The organism is Pseudomonas sp. ADAK2 (assembly GCF_012935755.1).
In the GTDB taxonomy this organism is placed as follows: domain Bacteria; phylum Pseudomonadota; class Gammaproteobacteria; order Pseudomonadales; family Pseudomonadaceae; genus Aquipseudomonas.
The window spans coordinates 1,418,626-1,435,701 of sequence record NZ_CP052862.1 but is presented as its reverse complement, the minus strand read 5'-3'; the positions used below and the strand labels follow the sequence as shown (position 1 = coordinate 1,435,701).

Here is a 17,076-nt window from a genome sequence, read left to right as displayed (position 1 = left end):
CGAAGACGGTGGGTCGGCGGGTATCAATACCCGCGCTGTACGTTCGCCAGATTCTCCGGCGCCAACCCATTCAGAAACCGCTCAAGATTGGCCAGGAAACTGTCAGCAATCTCATGCCGACTGTTGCTGGAAATCGCCGAGGTATGCGGAGACAAGCGAACCCGTGGATGGGCATAGAGCGGATGTCCATCGGGCAGCGGTTCGGGCTCGGTGACGTCGAGCGAGGCCAGGCCAATCGCGCCACTGTCCAGCGCTTCCAGCAGCGCGCCATGATCCAGCAAACCACCCCGGGCAATGTTGATCAGGTGCAGGCCCGGCTTGGCGCTGGCGAGTACCGCGCTGTTGACGATATGCCGCGTCGCCTCGGTCAACGGCGCGGCCAGCACCAGATGATCGGACCGGGCAAACAATTCATGGATATCCCGCGCCGCCTCGACGCCTTCCACCTCGAACGGCGTCGGGCTCTGGCGTAATGCAACCACGTTAATGCCCAAGGCGTGGGCCTTGGTCGCCAGGCTACGGCCAATCGCGCCGAAGCCGAGAATCCCCAACGTAGTGCCCTTGAGCGGCGTCAGCGCAGTGAAATTCCATTGCGCGTCATGCACCCAGATGTCCGGCAGATGCTTGGCGGCGGCGAAGATCGCGGCCAGGGCAAACTCGGCGATGTTTTCGGCGGCGCTGCCCCGGGACGTACTCACGGGCGGACCGTTGAACAACCATTTGGGATAGAAGTCGATGCCGGAAGACACCACCTGAATCCACTTCAACCCATAGGGCCAACCCGGCGGCGGCACGTCCGGCGCCAGGTAGCCCCGCACATTGATCGGCCGCGCCAGCAGAATGCTGACTTCGGCGGGCAGGTCGCTGGGCACACCGGCCGGCACGCCCAAGACCTCGGCGTCGGGATGGGTTTGCGCAAGGCGCTGGCGGATCACCTCATTGAAATCTTCATCCAGTTGGCTGGCAATCACGAGCTGGCTCATGGGCGTTCCTTCTGCTGGCGCTGGGCGAACACCGCTTTGCCGACGCCTTGCAGCACGGCGTCGTTTTGCGGCGTATGGACGCGACTGCACAGCACATCGCGGTAGTGCCGTTGCAGCGGATTGTGCCTGGATAAACCGGGATTGCCGGAGGCCTCGATGGCCAACTCGACGGCGCGGATGGCATTGCCGGTCACCAGGTATTTCAGTTGCGCGGCGTTACTCGCGGGCGTCCGTCCTTCAGCGGCCGAATCCAGCAGGCTGCGGTTGGCGAACAACAGGGTGTCGATGTGGCCGACAGTTTCCTGGAAGCGCGGCAGGGTCGACAGCGCCGCGCCAAGGTTGGACGGCTTGCGTTGTTCCAGCCAACTGACGAACCAGTCGCGGGCGGCTTGGGCAACGCCGTGGTAGACCGACGCCAGCAACACGGACATCCACAGGAATCCGTCGCCATCGAGTTCGGGTTGCGGCGCGCTCCATGGGCTGACGCTGACGGCGTGATCCAGCGGCACCAGCACGTTGTCGAAAATGACTTCATGGCTGCAAGTGGCGCGCATGCCGAGGTGATCCCAATCCTCGATGATGCTGATGCCCGGCGTGTCCTTGTGCACCAGCCAGGCACCCACCAGCGGATCTTCATCGGTGCTCCGGGCCCAGACGCTGAACCAGGTCAGGCCATGGCTGCCGGTGGAGTAGATCTTGCGTCCGCTGATCCGCCAACCGGCGGCGGTGCGCCGGGCGACGGTGGCCGGCAAACCGCCACGGGCCGGGGTGCCGAGGTCGGGTTCGACGCGCAAGGCGTTGATCAAAGCGCCTTGCTCGACGGCATCTCGGGCCACTTGCAGGCGCAGGGTTTCGGGCCAGGTTTTACTGTCTTGCAGGCGCGTGTGCTGCAGGTACTGCATCACCAGGATCAGCGCCGTCGAAGGCTCACCCTTGGCAATCGCGCTGATGGCTTTGCGTGCCTGGGACAGGTTTGCGCCACCGCCACCCAGGGCTTTGGGCACGGTGAGCGCGACCAGACCGTGCTCGTGCAGCCGCTTGAAATTGTCGTGTGGAAAGGCACCGCTTTCGTCATAGACGTGGGCGGTGGCGGCCAGTTGTGCGCCGAGGGTTTCCAGCAATGCTTCGAAATTCGCCGCCTCGATAGAGCGCAGCGGCGGGGCGTGTTGAGAAGAAAGACTCATGGTTAATTCATCCGATCAAATAGGCTGGAAATCGGTTCATAGCGGCAGCAACTTGAACTGTTTGTCCCACAACGGCGCGACATCCAGGCGCTCACTCAACACCCCGGCATCAAAGAACAAATCCGCGACTTCCTGCTGTGAAGCAATCGCCTGGTCGTCCACTTCGAGGACTTTCCACGGCTGGCTGCGGCTGTTGTACATGTCGAGGAACACGGCTTTATCGACACCCAGCAACTGCGCGGATTTGCTTGCCCACGGTTCGGGATTGTTGTTGATCCATTCGAGCGTGCGCGCGGTGCGCTGCAAGTAGTCCTGAATCGCCTGTTTGCGCAGCGGATCGTCGAGGGCGGCCGGGCGTGCCGCCATTAAATAGTTGCCGGACAAATAACCTTGGGCAGTCTTCAACACCCGGGCGCCGCTGCGGAATTTCGCCAACTGGATAAACACGCCATAGATCACCCAGGCGTCGAGCTGGCCGCTCTGGAACGCACTGAAACCGTCCTGCGGCGTCAGCGCCACGGCCGTGATGTCCTTCATGGTCAGGCCCTGTTCCTTCAAGGCCTTGATCAGAAAGTAATGCGAGGTGGTGGAACGCACGTAGCCGACCCGTTTGCCGCGCAACTGCCCGACGGATTCGATTTTCGAGTCCTTGGGAATCAGGAACACCTGATTGTTCACGTCACCTTGAATCACCGCGATCAGCCGTGGCTGACGATGGCTCTGGATCGAAAAGATCGGCGGGATCTCGCTCATGGAACCGATGTCCAGGCTGCCCGAGGCCAGGGCTTCGACGATCAGGTTACCGCCGGCAAATTCCGCGTAATCGACTTTGTAAGGGCGGTTAGCGGTGCCGGCGTCTTCGGTGAAATACGATTCCTGGCCGCGGTAAGTGGCAACGCCCAGGGTCAGGTCCGACAGCGACGGGTTTTGCGCGAATGCGCGGGCGCTCAAGCCCAGGGAGGACAATCCCAACGCACCCACGGCAATCGAACTGGCCGTGAGAAAGCCGCGACGATTGAACTGTCCTTGGTGAATATTTTTCGTCATGGTCAGGCTCTGGTCAGATAGCGATTCGCGCGGGGATTTGCCCGAGCAGTTGTTCAACGGCGCGCAACACCGGGTCGGCTTCGGTGCGCACCAACCAATCGGAGCTAACCTCGGCGAACGCGACGCTGCCGTCCTGGGCGATCACCACCACCGTCGGCTGCGGGAGTTCCCAAGTGCCGGTGCCGGTGGTTTCGCCGATGCTTTTGCCCTTGGCCAGCGAAGCTCTGCGCGAGGCTTCGTCGAAGCTGTAGAGAATGCCCAGGCGCCGGCCGAACTGGTTGTCCGGGTCACTGGCCACTTGCAGTTCGAGGTTGTGGCGGGTCTTGATCTCGATCAGGCGTTCCGGCACTTGCGGGCTGACCGCCACCAATGGAACCCCTAGCGCGTGCAGTTGTGGATGGAGCCGCCGCTGATAATAGGGCAGGGCGATGTTGCAAGCCGGGCAGCCAGCGAAGCGGAAGAAAATCAGCACCGCCGGACCGTTGGCGAGCAACGTGTCGCGGCTCAGGTCGCCGCCTTCAACCTTCAGCAGTGTGAAGGGCTCAAGGGTGTCGCCGACCTTCACGAAGTCCTCGGTCCTGGCTTCATCCACCAGCCGTTGACGCTGGTCGATATTGACTTGCAGAGCCGCCGGCTCCCAGGTCGCCAGGCGTTCGGCGTGCAAATCCGCGAGCAATTGATTGAGAGATTCGCTCATGCCACGGCCTCGCTTTTTTCTTCAATAGGAGTGCTTGCGTGACGGTTGGCAGGGACTTCCAGCCCCAGGTTGTCACGCAGGGTTTTACCGCTGTACTCATTGCGAAACAGGCCGCGCTGTTGCAGTAACGGCACTACCAGTTCGGTGAAGTACTGCAAGCCATCCGGCAGCAAGGAGTTGATGATGAAACCGTCGGCGGCGCCTGCTTCGAACCAGGTCTGCAGCGCGTCGGCGACCTGCTCGGGTGTGCCGACAAAATCGCGCCGTGGCCGGGAGAAGCGCAGGGCGACCTGGCGCAAGGTAAGGCCCTCGTCCTTAGCCAGTTGCTTGATCCGGTCGGACCCGCCTTTCTGGCTATTGGCGCCCAAGTCACCCAACTCGGGGAATGGCGCGTCCAATGGGTACTGGCTGAAATCATGGTCATTGAACGGCCGGCCGAGGGCGACAATCGCGTCCTCGATGCTCACCAGGTCCACCGCTTGCTGATAGCGGCTTTCCACTTCGGTTTCATCGCGGCCAACGATGGGACGAATGCCCGGCAGGATCGACAGCTTCTGCGCATCCCGGCCAAAGCCGCTGGCCCGTTGTTTCAGGTCTTGGTAGTAGGCCTTGGCTTCATCGAAGGTTTCGGGGCTGACAAAAATCGCGTCGGAATTCTCGGCGGCAAAATTACGCCCGGCCTCGGAGGTGCCGGCCTGAAAAATCACCGGCTGACCTTGCTGTGAACGAGCAATATTCAGCGGACCTTTCACCGAGAAAAACTCACCCTTGTGCTCCAGCGCATGCAACTTGCCAGGGGTGAAAAACTCGCCGCTTTGCTTGTCGTAGGCGAAGGCGTCGTCTTCCCAGGAGTCCCACAAACCCTTGACCACATTCACATGCTCCTTGGCGATGCGGTAGCGCACGGCATGGGGTGGGTGCTCGGCCTTGCCGAAGTTATCGGCGGTGCCGCTGAGCCAGGAAGTCACCACGTTCCAGCCGGCGCGCCCGCCGCTGATGTGGTCCAGGGAAGCAAACTGGCGCGCGACCTGGAACGGTTCGGTGTAGCTGACGGTAACGGTCGCGACCAGGCCGATATGCTGTGTGGTCGCGGCCAGTGCCGAAAGAATGGTCAGCGGCTCAAAGCGATTGAGGTAGTGCGGGCTGGATTTCTCATGGATGTGCAAGCTGTCGGCGATGAATACGAAGTCGAACTTCGCCCCTTCAGCCAGTTGCGTCTGCTGCTTATAGAAGTCGAAGTTGACGCTGGCGTTGGGTTGCGCCTGCGGGTGGCGCCATTCGCCCCAGCCGTGGCCGACACCGTGGACCATCGCGCCGAGTTTCAGTTGGCGTTGTTTGCTCATGGTTGTTACTCCTGAATTAGCGCGATACCTGGGTGACGGGGGCACGCTGGGCGTTGAAGCTCTTGTCGAAGCCTTGGGAGACGTCGATGTGCTTGGTGAGAATGCCTTCTTCCTGATAGATGTCGGCGGTGGTTTGCAGGCCGCTGATGACCGTGTCGTCAATCGCTACCGGTTGCATGTGCGTGCCTTTGGCTACGGCAACATGCACGGCCAGCGGCAGGCCGGTGACTTTGGCCTGGGCGGCGGCATATTCCTCGGGATGAGCATTGGTCCAGCGGTAGGCGCGATCGACCCGGGCCACGAAGTCGTCCAGTTGCTGGCGTTTGCCGGCGATCGCCTGACTGGTGGCGGCCAGGTACAAATGGTTGGTCAGCAGCGTGTCGCCGCTGGCCAGGACCTTGGCCTGGCTTTGCGTGGTGGAAATCGTGGTGTACGGGTCCCAGGTTGACCATGCATCGGCGCTGCCGTTGTCCAGCAGAATTCGGGATTCGCTGGGCAGCAGGTAGATGAACTGCACGTCGTGGGTGCTCAGGCCGACGCTGCGCAAGGCTTTGATCGCGAGGAAGTGGCCGATGGAGCCGCGGGTGGTGACGATGCGCTTGCCCTTGAGGTCGCTGGCGTTGTTCAGCGGCGAATCCTTGAGCGCGAGGATCGCCGTGGTGTAGCGACCCTCGGCGTGGATGATGCTCACAACCTTGAGCGGTGCCCCGGCACCGAGGGCGAACACGTAAGGCGCGTCGCCGAGCGCGCCGATATCCACGGCGCCAGCGTTCAGCGCTTCGCCCAGCGGCGCGGCGGCGGGGAACTCGGAGAACTGGATGTCGTAAGGCACATCTTTCAATTCGCCGGAGACTTCCAGCAGCACTTTGATCGAAGATTTTTGATTGGCCACCAGCAGCGGTTGCAGGTCGGCGGCGTGGCTGACGGCGGTGAAGCCCAGGGCGCAGAAGAGGCTCAACAACAGCGGTTTGATTGACATGACAAGCTCCAGGCGGGTTCGTGTGGCCTCCGCCTGGAGAAGGGGTCGGTCTGGGGTTGACGTTATCTCTATAAAAACTCGATGGGAAAGTCTTTCTGGTTATATGCTAATTATTAAGTAAGCTGATTATCGTGATAATCAATATGAAATAAATGCATTTAATGCGTACGCCGATCGTTCCCACGCTCCGCGTGGGAACGATCATGCGGGGATCAGAAGTTGTACGCCAACCGCGTGTAGTAATACGCCCCGCCAAAGCCAAACGGCGAGAACTGCCCGTATTTATAGCCGCCGGCCCAATCCTTGATGCCGTTCTTGTCCGGGTACACGTTGAACAGGTTGTTCGCCCCCAACGCCACGGTCAGGTGCTTGGACAGGTCGTAGGCCGCATCCAGGTCGGTGATCCACTTGGCGCTGAATTTGCGGTCGTTCACCGGGTTGTTGTCGCCCTCGGTGTAACTGCCGAAGCGGGTCAGCGCCAGGTTCAGGTTGTAGGCGGTGACTTTCCAGTTGGCTGCCAAAATCAGTTTCGATTGCGGCGTGGCGACGGTCAGGTCCTTTTGCAGGCGTCGGTCGAACAGTTGGTAATTGGAGCCCAGGCTGGTGAGTTTGGCCGGGTTGTCCTGGAGCTTTTCGATCTTGGTCTGATTCCAGTTGTACGCCGCGCCCCAGCGCACCTGGCCGTACTCGTCCAGTTGCTGGCGGTACTCGTTGACGATGTCGATGCCGCGGGTGCGGGTGTCGACCGCGTTGGTGTAGTACTGGGCAAACAGGCCAGGTGACAAGCCGTTGGCGACGAGGATCTGTGAGACCGCCGGGCCGCCCAGCAGGCTGGTGGAGACGATGCGGTCGCGGATGCCGATCTGATACAGGTCGGTGGTCAATCGGTAGTTGGCCGTCGGGTCATAGGTGAAACCGAGGCTGTAGTTCAAGGACTTTTCCGGCTTGAGCTTTTCCGCGCCCAAGGCCTGCGCCTCCGGCGTGTCCACCGGCAACACCTTGACCGGCACCGAGACCTGCTCGCCATTGACCACGCCGCCGGAGGTGAAGGTGGAAGAGGCGTAAATGGTTTGCGCCAGGGACGGCGCGCGGAAGCCATTGTTGACCGTGCCGCGCAGGGCGAAGGCGTCGGTGATTTTGTAGCGGGTCGAGAACTTGCCGCTCCAGGTGCTGCCGATGTCCTGGGTGTAATGTTCGTAGCGCGCGGCGGTGCCGACGTACCATTTATCCGTCACGTCCAGCCCCAGGTCGACATAACTGGCGACGTTGCTGCGACTGATTTCCCCGGCGTCGTCGGGGCTGGTGCCGTTGTAGGAGGCGAGGCCGGGCAGCGGCGTGCGGCCGGCGAACGGTCCGCTGGGGATTACATAGTCACCCGGCGTATAGGACGCATAGTCACCGGGCTCGATCTGGTATTTCTCCCAGCGGTATTCGAAGCCGAAGGAAGTTTGCAGCGGATTTTTCAGGCCAATGTCGAAGCCGCGACTGAAGTCCAGGTTGTTGGTCCACTGATCGAAAATCTGTGACGCCAAGTGAAACGAAGTAGGGCTGGTCGGTCCCCAGGACGGATTAAGGGTGTTGCTGGCATTGAGCGTCGAATCGTCCTCGCCCCAGGTCGAACTGGCGTCATAGTTCCAGCCACCGACCTCGCCCTTGAAGCCGCCCGCGAACTGAAAGTCGATGGTGCGGTTGCGGCGCTGGGCGTGCACGCCGTCGGGGTAGGGCGTGTCCGGGTCGCCGGCCAGGGAGGTGATGTCGTTGGGTCGATAGTTGCCGGTGACCTTGGTGGTTTCCATGTAGCTGGCGGTGGAAAAGGAGTAGAAGGTCAGATCATCGTGGATCGGCAGTTCGAGGTTGTAGCTGGCGTTGGTGACTTTCTCCCGACCCAGCCCATAACTGGGATTCCAGCCGTGGCGGTTGGTGGTCTGGTCGCGGCTGTCGGGGAAACCGGGTGAGGAATACAGGTTGCCCGTGGCACTGCCGGTGCGGTCGAAGGGTTCCTGTTCCTTGCTGTCCAGCGCCAGGTTGGCGAAGCCGTCATTGGGCAGCGCCAGGCCGTAATTGAACGTCTGGTGCACGGTGTCGCCATCGCCACTGCCGTAACGCCCGAATGACGTTTCAGCGCTGCCGCCGCTGTCGTTTTCCTTGAGGATGATGTTGATCACCCCGGCGATGGCGTCGGAGCCGTATTGCGCCGAGGCACCGTCGCGCAGCACTTCGATGTGGTCGATGGCCGAGACCGGAATCAGGTCAAGGTTGACCGGCACTGCCGCCGTGCCGATGCGCGCCAGGTTGTTGATCAGCGCGGTGTTGTGCCGGCGTTTGCCGTTGACCAGCACCAGCACCTGATCGCCGGACAGGCCGCGCATGGTCACGCCGCGCACCGACCAGGACGTGCCGCCGCCGTTGATCGCCGGCAAGTTAAAGGAGGGCAGCAGACGCGCGAGCAATTCCTTGAGCCCGACCTTGCCGCTGGCCTGCAATTGTTCGGCGCTGATCACATCGATGGGCGAGGGGCTGTCGGTGATGGTGCGCGGTTGATTGCCACGGTTACCGGTCACCACCACCGTGCTCAGGGTCTTGTCCGGTTCGGCGCTTTCGGCGTGGGCCTGAATGCTGGCGGCCAACAGGCTCAGGGCTGCTGCGGCGTAATAATCGTATTTCACTCGGGGGCTGGATGAGGTCATGACGCGAATTCCTGAAAGAAGGCCACGCAAAAACACGCTTCCTGTAGCAGATGGCGAGGCCTGCGCTACGGCTCGTAGCAGCTGCCGAGGCACGAGGCTGCGTTCGGCTGCGAAGCAGTCGTGGAACCTGAGCATGCGGTCTTCCTGAAACACCGCACCGCCTGATTTCACGACTGCTGCGCAGCCGAACGCAGCCTCGTGCCTCGGCAGCTGCTACAGGTGAACGCAGCCTCGTGCCTCGGGAGCTGCTACGAGTGAACGGAGTCTTGCGGGCACGGTAGCTGCTAGGAGTCGTGTGACGGCTAATTGATCGCTGATGTTTTGTTGGGGGAAGGTCAGGCCGCGTTGGCGCGTTTTACCCGATGGGGAATGTCGTCATAAGCGATCAGCACCCGTTCCATGCGGCGCGGGTAGTCGCCGTAGTTGTAGACCGGGTAGTGCAGCGTCGAGCGGTTGTCCCAGAACGCCACCGAGTTTTCACGCCACTTGAAGCGCACCTGGTGTTCCGGTTTGTTGAATTCCAGCAGCAGGCGATCAATCAGTTGCTTGCTCTTTTCCGGCGTCCAGCCGATGACGGACGGGTTCTGCGAGAAGTTGATGAACAGGCCATCCTCGCCGGTTTCCGGGTGGGTACGCACCAGTGGATGGGCCAGGATCGGGTAGTCGTAGCCAACCTTGTCCAGGGCTTTCTTGAAGTCGTGGACCACATGCAAATCATCGATTTCCGCCCGCAGTTCATCGGGCAAAGCGCGATAGACAGCGCCAGTATCGGCCCACAGGGTATCGCCGCCCACCGGTGGCAAATCGACTGCGCGTAATACGGCGCCGAGGGTCGGGCGCAGCAGCCAACTGGTGTCGGTGTGCCAACGGCCGCTGATCCTCGGGCCGTAGAGTTTGCGTTCGTCCTGGGCTTGAATCAGGTGCGCTTGCGGTTGCGTCGGGTCGTTCTGCTGGGTGGTTGGGTGCACATACAGCTCGCCGAATTCCCGGGCGAAGGCGATCTGCTGGTCGGTGCTGATGAGCTGGTCGCGGAAGAAAATCACCTTGTGTTCGAGCAGCAGGTGACGCAGTTCATCGCGCAGCTCGGGCGTCAGTGGCTGGCGCAGGTCGATGCCGCTGATCTCGGCGCCGATGGTGGGTTCCAGGCGGGTGACCTGGAGTGTTTGCCGGGGGCGTGAGTCGGTGCGGTGCAGGACGGCGGACATGGTGTAACTCCTCTCGGTTGTGAATTCAGCCTCCGCCTGGAGAGGGGTCGGATGTGTGATGTGTCTTGTGAGTGGTGGGTCCTGTAGCAGCTGTCGAGCAACGCGAGGCAGCGTTCGGCGGCGAAGCCGTCGCAAACCCTGCGCACGCGGTTTACCTGAAAGATCGCGTCGGCAGATTTTACGACGGCTTCGCCGCCGAACGCTGCCTCGCGCTGCTCGACAGCTGCTACGACGGATTGCGGTTAGATCACGAAAAAGCCATGGGTGGCGTCGCGGGCCAGTTGTGCGACCAGGCCATATTCCCAATCCAGATACGCTTGCATCGCTTCACGCGGGCTGTCGGTACCTTCATAAGGGCGGCGATAGCGATCGATGCGCGGCGAGGCCAAGTGTGTTTCGCCATCCTCCAGCGGCAATTGCGCGGCGACCCAACTGGCGGTGCCGCCCTTGAGCAGGAACACTGGTTTGCCGGTCAGGGCCTCGACCTCGGCGACCGCCAGCCGCGCCAATTGGCTGCTGCCACAGGTCAGCACGTAACGTTGCGCGGTCGGCACATTCTTCAGCGCTTCACTTAATTGCCCCCGCAACGTCCACCACGCACCGGGGATATGGCGTTTGACGTAGTTGGCGCTGCTGGTGAAATCCAGCACCACGCTATCGCCATGAGTCAGCCATTCGGCCAACGTCTCGGCGCTGATTTCCTCGGCCTGTTGCGGCGCAGGCACGGGCGCCTGCCACGCACCGGTTTCGCTGAAATGCGCAGGTTGCACGTCATCCAGCACATGCACCTCCCAACCGAGTTGCGAGAGCCAGGACGCCGACATGTTGGCCCGCACACCGTCGTCATCCACCAGCACCAGCCGCGCACCGCGCACGCTAGCGAAGTGATCGGTTTCCTGCACCAGTTGGCCGCCGGGGGTCGAGCGGGCGTTGGGCAAGTGGCCTTGTTCAAATTCTTCTGGAGTACGAACATCGAACAAATAAGTGCTGCGCGTCGACTCCTGCTGCCAGCGCTGAAGATCGGCCTGGGTGGCGCGGCCTACCAAGGCTTTTTCGGCGACACGACGGGCATCCTTGGCCGCGATGTGCCGATGCTCGTCGCTGGTCGGCGCAAACCGGCGCGACTGGCCGTGTTGCAGTTTTTGCCCGGCGAGGGTCCAGCCGATGGTGCCGTTGCGCAAGGCGGAAACCGGGTTCGGAATGCCCGAGTTGATCAACGACTGCGTGCCAATAATGCTGCGGGTGCGTCCGGCGCAGTTGACGATAATCCGCGTCGCCGGGTCCGGCGCCAGTTCCCGGGCGCGCAACACCAACTCGGCGCCCGGAACGCTGATCCCGGTGGGAATGCTCATGGTCTGGTATTCGTCGAAACGCCGGGCATCGAGCACCACCACATCGGCTTCGCTGTCGAGCAGCGCCTGCACTTCTTCGGCCGCCAGGGACGGTGTGTGGCGCTGGCTTTCCACCAGTTCACCAAAAGCCTTGCTCGGCACGTTGACGTCGATAAACAACTCGCCCCCAGCACGCCGCCAACCGTCCAGGCCACCTTCCAGCAGGCCGACATTCACATAGCCCAGACCCTGCAAACGCTGCGCGGCAATCTGTGCCAGGCCTTCGCCATTGTCGTAAACGGTGACTTGAGTGTCGAGCCGTGGAATCCGCGAATACACCTCAAGCTCAAGCTTGGACAACGGAATGTTGGCCGCGAACAACGGATGCGCTTGCGCGAAAGGCGCTTCTTCACGGACATCCACCAAGGCCAGTTCTTCCTTGTTCAGCAGCGCTTTTCGAATCTCGGTGAAGGAGCGGATCGGTTGGTTGCTCATAGGGCTTGGCTCTCTTTGGACAGATCCCAGATGTTGGGGAGAAAGGCGTTGGAATAACCGGAGATAAACAGTTTCTCGCTGCCGTCGGGCTGATACACCGCACGGCGCACGGCACCGATGTTGGCGCCATACACATGAATGCTGATGGACACTTGGTCATCGAAGGCGTTGCTGACTTGATGGATATCGCCAATCTTCGGTGACACGGCCTCGACCTGACCGGGTTGCAATTGAATTCGGTTGCCTTCAGGCACCAGCGTGCCGTCGGTATGACGCGCAAAACCTTGGGAATATTCCGCGCCGCGCAACATGCCGATCAAACCCCAGACCCGATGATCGTGGATCGGCGTGCGTTGTCCCGGCCCCCAGACAAAACTGACGACGCTGAAGCGCTGCCGCGAATCGGCATGCAGTAGAAATTGCTGATAACGCTCCGGGTCGGGGCGGGCGAAGTCGTCCGGCAGCCAGTCGTCATGGCTGACCAATTGCCCGAGCAGCTTGCCGCCGCGATGCAACAGGTCACCCTCGCGCGGATTGCTGTCGATCAATTCCGCCAAGGCGCCTATGAATGCTCTGAGTCTCTCCGGGTGTCGGGCCTGGGTCATGGCGATTCCATCGTTGGTTTCGAAGGTTGTTGTAGTTATCTAAGCATAATGATTCGGCTTAATATGCAATTTTTAAATGATTAGCTTATAGCTGAAGGGAATTTAGAACTCGATTGAATAGCGTTAATCGTTATCGATCTGGACGCCTGAAGCTTCGAGCTATCCAGATTTCATCAATGGAACTATGCTTTTCAGACATCTTATTGACTGTTCTCTATGTGCGGACCAAATGAAAATTGATGATATCGATGCCTTCGTCGAAGTGATTCGTTGCCAGTCCATCAGCCATGCGGCCGAGTCCTTGCAACTGACCCAGCCCGCCATAACGCGGCGCGTGCAGAACTTTGAGCAAGCGCTGGGTGTGGAATTGTTCGACCGCAACACCAAGCCGCTCAAGCCTACTTTGATCGGAACTCGCGTGTATGAACAGTGCCGTTTGATCCTTCGGGAAATGGACGCACTGCGCGAACTGGTGGCGACCGACGCACCGCCCACCGGGCTGTTGCGCCTGGGCGTGCCGCAGACCATCGGCGACGTGGTGCTGCTCGATGCCCTCAAGCACCTGCGCGTCGAATACCCCGAATTGCGCACCCAGGTGGCGACGGGTTGGGGCAGTCAATTGGTCGGCAAGATCGAACGCGGTGAGCTGGATGCGGCCGCAGCGCTGTTCCCGGCGGGCAAGATTTTCCCGGACAACATCATCGGCGAGTCCATCGGCAAAATGGAACTGGTGGTGGTCTGCGCCAAGGACCAAGTGCCCAAGCGCCCGTGCAAACTTGCCGACGTCTACCAGAGTGGCTGGATTCTCAACCCCGATGGCTGTGGTTTCCGCGCCGGGTTGCAACGGACCTTGTCGGATCAGGGCCTGGCGCTGCGGGTCAACCTGGAAACCTTCGGCACTGAGTTGCAACTGGGCCTGGTTGCCGACGGCCTGGGCCTCGGACTGGTGCCGCGCCCGTTGCTGGAGCGCAGTGCGCATTTCGAGCAGTTGGCGGTGGTGCCGCTCAAGGACTTCAAACCGGTGATGGATTTGTGGCTGATCTATCCGCACTTCCTCGGCAACCTGCAGGGGCCGGTGGATGCCTTTGGCAAACTGGTCGTCGGGTCGCTGCAGAAGATTAAGAGTGCGGCATGACAGCAGGCTCAAGACATAAAAAAAAATGATAATTAGCTTAGATTAAAATGTGCTTTTTATTATTTTTTCGCTTCCCCTAGGCTGGCTGGAATTCTTAAGGCCATCCAGGAAGTTTTGCCATGAGCAGCGTCAGCCCGTTATCCAGCGTCTCGAAAAATGTCCGCCAGCGCGTCACCCCCGAAGAATGGGAAGTGCGGGTCAAACTGGCTGCGGCCTATCGGTTGGCGGCGCTGTTCAAGTGGACCGATCACATCTACACGCACTTTTCCGCGCGGGTGCCGGGGCCCGAGGAGCATTTCCTGATCAATGCTTTCGGGCTTTTGTTCGATGAAATCAGCGCCTCCAACCTGGTCAAGGTCGACCTCGACGGCACGATTGTCGACGACCCCACGGGCCTGGGCATCAACTACGCAGGCTACGTGATCCACAGCGCCATCCACGGCGCGCGCCCTGATCTGCAAGCGGTGCTGCATACCCATACTCGCGATGGCATCGCGGTGTCGGCCCAGCGTGACGGGTTGCTGCCGATCTCCCAGCATTCCATCGGTTTTTCCGGGCGTGTGGCCTATCACGGTTACGAAGGCATTGCCCTTGACCTGGATGAGCGTGAGCGGCTGGTGGCGGACCTGGGGGACAAGAGCGTGCTGATCCTGCGCAACCACGGCCTGCTGACGGCCGGTGTCAGTGTTGAACACGCGTTCCAGCAACTGCATGGCCTGGAGCGGGCCTGCAATATCCAGATCGCCGCTCAGGCCGGTGGCAATGCCGAGCTGATCTTCCCGCCGGCCGAGGTGGTGGCCAAGGTCGAGAAACAGGCCGAAGTGTTTAAAAGTGGCGACGGGCCGGGCGTGGCACGGCATTGGAATGCGCTGATCCGGCAATTGGAGCGCAGTGATACGGCTTACAAGGAGTGATATACAACCTTGTGGCGAGGGAGCAAGCTCCCTTGCTTAAGGCGCGCGATCCGCCAACTCTTCAAGTAAATCCGCCGAAGGCACAAAGAACAACCCGCCGGTGACCGCCGTGCTGAAATCCAGCAAGCGGTCATAGTTGCCCGCAGGCCGACCGACAAACATGTTCTCCAGCATCAGCTCGATCGGCTCCGGCGAACGGGCATAGCCGATGAAGTAAGTGCCGAATTCGCCTGCGCCTGGGCGCCCGAACGGCATGTTGTCACGGAGGATTTTTACCTCCTCGCCGTCCTTGGTGATGGTGGTCAAGGCACTGTGGGAATTGCTCGGTTTGACCGAGTCTCCCAGTTCGATATCGGACAGTTTCGTTCGCCCGATGACGCGCTCCTGAGCCTCGACCGACAGCCCGTTCCATGCGTCCATCTTGTGCAGATACTTCTGCACCAACACGTAACTGCCGCCGGCAAACGCCGTATCTTCATCACCAATGATGGTGAATCTGGCCATGTGCCGATCATCCGGATTCTCCGTGCCGTCGACAAAACCGATGATGCTGCGCATGTCGAAATAACGGAAACCCTGGACCTCATCGACCACCGAAACCGCATCGCCCAGCGCCGAGAGCAATTGCGTGGCCAGCTCAAAACACAGGTCCATCTGGTCCGCACGAATGTGCAGCAGGATGTCGCCCGGTGTTGCCACCGCGCGACGTCCCTCGTCACCGAATTCGCGAAAGGCGTGCAGCGAGGCCGGGCGCGGGCCGCCGAAGAGCGTGTCCCAGGCACTGGAACCAAAGCCGCAGACGCAGGACAGGTAACCGGTAGGCACGCGTTTGCCGACGGAGCGGGTGAGGGCGGCGATGTCGCCGCACCAGGCTCGCACTTTTTCTGCGGCATCGCTGCCGGGAGCCAATGTGGCGACGATGAAAATTGCGCTGCGGGTGATCGGGGCGCAGACGGCTTGAGGGTCAGGCGTTGGGTTGCTCATGGGCGTGAACGCTTTCATCGATGCAAAGTGCAGAGACAGTAGCAAAAAACTGAGGCGAGAGGGTTTCTTGTAGCGAGGTGGACGGTAGTGAGGGGCTTTCTGTGGTAGGCATCAATAACTGGGGCTTACTGCACAGTAAGCCCCTTTTGTGTGCGTTTGTAATCAGGCCACTTTTTCCGCCGCCTGCCGCTCCCGCTCAGCCACCAATTGGCGAGTCAGCGGTATCAAACGCTTGCCATAGTCGATCGCGTCATTGAGCGGATCGAAACCACGGATCAGGAACGTGGTGATGCCCAGGTCGTAGTAATCGAGCAGCGCTTCGGCGACCTGTTCCGGCGTGCCCACCAGCGAAGTCGAATTGCCCTGCGCACCCAGCAACCCGGCAATGCCAGTCCATAGGCGCTTATCCAGCCGCGAGCCCTGGGCCGCCGCCGCCAACAGACGTCGCGAACCCTCGTTCGGTGGCTCGCGCCGCACAAAGCCATTCTGTTCCGCCAGCGCCGTGGCCTGTTGCAGAATCTGTTCCGCACGTTCCCAGGCTTGCGCTTCGGTGTCCGCCAGAATCGGCCGCAACGACAAACTGAAGCGAATGCTGCGCCCATGCCTGGCCGCTTCCGCGCGCACCTGATTCACCACTTCGCGCACCTGTTCGTAGGTTTCGCCCCACAGCGCATAAACGTCCGCGTGCTTGCCCGCTACCGCAATCGCGGCCGCCGATGAGCCACCGAAGTACAGCGGAATGTGCGGCTGTTGCGGCGACTTCACCGATGAATGCGCGCCCTCGACCTGGTAGTACTTGCCCTGATAGTCGAAGGGCTTTTCGCGGGTCCATTCCTGACGCAGCACATCGAGGTATTCATCGGTGCGCGCATAGCGCTCGTCCTTGCCGATGTAGCTGCCATCGGCGCGCAGCTCGCGGTCATCGCCACCGGTGATGATGTGCACGGCGGTGCGCCCGCCATTGAACACATCAAGGGTGGTGAACTGCCGCGCGGCCAGCGTCGGTGCGGCGAAACCCGGGCGATGGGCAATCAGGAATTTCAGGTTTTTCGTGACACTGGCGGCATGAGAGGCAATCAGCGTGCTGTCCGGGCTGTTGGAGTGGAAGGCCACCAGGGCACGGTCGAACCCGGCCTCGTCATGAGCGCGGGCGACGGTTTCCACGTAATCGGGCTGCAACACCGGGCCGCTGCGTGGATGGATTTCCGAGGAGTGGTGGCCGCCGATGTAGCCGATGAATTCGATGCTCATGCTCAGTTCCTTGTCGTTGGATAGGCGTAATGAAAAGCCTCCACCTGGCAGGGGGTCGGTTTGTGCTATCGAAAGTAGGCGCAGCAGGGCAGGGCTGTGAAATGCCGATTTGTTCTAAGTTAATTATTAATTTAATGAATCATGTGAAATCTCAGATATCAGCAATACGCATTTTAAGGTCAGGTCATGGATAGACGCCGCAAAGGCCGCGGCCTGAGCCCTTTAATTATGCAAAT

The 17,076-nt window shown here is 60.8% G+C and carries 14 protein-coding genes; 2 read left to right on the top strand and 12 right to left on the bottom strand.

The genetic code is table 11. The annotated features are described in order from the left end of the window. Positions 1–23: 23 nt before the first annotated feature. From HKK52_RS06505 to HKK52_RS06460, 10 genes are all read right to left on the bottom strand, one after another. Positions 24–983, bottom strand: a complete 960-nt coding sequence (locus tag HKK52_RS06505; protein WP_169370085.1) for a D-isomer specific 2-hydroxyacid dehydrogenase family protein — start codon at positions 981–983, stop codon at positions 24–26. After that, positions 980–2,167, bottom strand: a complete 1,188-nt coding sequence (locus tag HKK52_RS06500; RefSeq protein WP_169370084.1) for an acyl-CoA dehydrogenase family protein — start codon at positions 2,165–2,167, stop codon at positions 980–982. The genes HKK52_RS06505 and HKK52_RS06500 overlap by 4 nt, the downstream gene beginning before the upstream one ends. A gap of 36 nt (positions 2,168–2,203) precedes the next feature. Then, positions 2,204–3,214 (bottom strand): ABC transporter substrate-binding protein, encoded by a 1,011-nt coding sequence (locus HKK52_RS06495; protein ID WP_169370083.1) that lies wholly within the window; start codon positions 3,212–3,214, stop codon positions 2,204–2,206. Positions 3,215–3,227: 13 nt separating this feature from the next. Beyond that, complete coding sequence (locus HKK52_RS06490) at positions 3,228–3,911, bottom strand: peroxiredoxin-like family protein (protein ID WP_169370082.1); 684 nt, start codon at positions 3,909–3,911, stop codon at positions 3,228–3,230. Next, positions 3,908–5,254, bottom strand: a complete 1,347-nt coding sequence (locus tag HKK52_RS06485) for an LLM class flavin-dependent oxidoreductase (RefSeq protein WP_169370081.1) — start codon at positions 5,252–5,254, stop codon at positions 3,908–3,910. The genes HKK52_RS06490 and HKK52_RS06485 overlap by 4 nt, the downstream gene beginning before the upstream one ends. A 16-nt stretch (positions 5,255–5,270) precedes the next feature. Next, on the bottom strand, positions 5,271–6,233 hold the full coding sequence (locus HKK52_RS06480; RefSeq protein ID WP_169370080.1) for an ABC transporter substrate-binding protein: 963 nt from the start codon (positions 6,231–6,233) through the stop codon (positions 5,271–5,273). A gap of 212 nt (positions 6,234–6,445) precedes the next feature. After that, on the bottom strand, positions 6,446–8,920 hold the full coding sequence (locus tag HKK52_RS06475) for a TonB-dependent receptor plug domain-containing protein (RefSeq protein ID WP_169370079.1): 2,475 nt from the start codon (positions 8,918–8,920) through the stop codon (positions 6,446–6,448). A gap of 335 nt (positions 8,921–9,255) precedes the next feature. Continuing rightward, entirely contained in the window at positions 9,256–10,125 is an 870-nt protein-coding gene (locus HKK52_RS06470; protein ID WP_169370078.1) for a TauD/TfdA dioxygenase family protein, read from the bottom strand. A gap of 242 nt (positions 10,126–10,367) precedes the next feature. Beyond that, a complete protein-coding gene (locus HKK52_RS06465) occupies positions 10,368–11,951 on the bottom strand; it encodes a rhodanese-related sulfurtransferase (protein WP_169370077.1) in 1,584 nt (527 codons plus the stop codon). Next, entirely contained in the window at positions 11,948–12,556 is a 609-nt protein-coding gene (locus tag HKK52_RS06460; protein WP_133838976.1) for a cysteine dioxygenase, read from the bottom strand. The genes HKK52_RS06465 and HKK52_RS06460 overlap by 4 nt, the downstream gene beginning before the upstream one ends. A 229-nt stretch (positions 12,557–12,785) precedes the next feature. On the opposite strand from HKK52_RS06460, the gene HKK52_RS06455 reads away from it, so the two are divergent. Together HKK52_RS06455 and HKK52_RS06450 are read left to right on the top strand one after the other, a co-directional pair. Beyond that, positions 12,786–13,691 carry a LysR family transcriptional regulator gene (locus HKK52_RS06455; RefSeq protein WP_169370076.1) on the top strand — a complete coding sequence of 302 codons (906 nt, stop codon included), beginning with the start codon at positions 12,786–12,788 and terminating at the stop codon, positions 13,689–13,691. Between the two features lie 119 nt (positions 13,692–13,810). After that, positions 13,811–14,605 carry a class II aldolase/adducin family protein gene (locus HKK52_RS06450; RefSeq protein ID WP_169370075.1) on the top strand — a complete coding sequence of 265 codons (795 nt, stop codon included), beginning with the start codon at positions 13,811–13,813 and terminating at the stop codon, positions 14,603–14,605. Between the two features lie 36 nt (positions 14,606–14,641). On the opposite strand, the gene HKK52_RS06445 is transcribed toward HKK52_RS06450, so the two are convergent. Further along, on the bottom strand, positions 14,642–15,589 hold the full coding sequence (locus HKK52_RS06445; protein ID WP_169370074.1) for a Dyp-type peroxidase: 948 nt from the start codon (positions 15,587–15,589) through the stop codon (positions 14,642–14,644). A gap of 162 nt (positions 15,590–15,751) precedes the next feature. Then, entirely contained in the window at positions 15,752–16,840 is a 1,089-nt protein-coding gene (locus tag HKK52_RS06440; protein WP_169370073.1) for an LLM class flavin-dependent oxidoreductase, read from the bottom strand. Between the last annotated feature and the right edge of the window lie 236 nt (positions 16,841–17,076).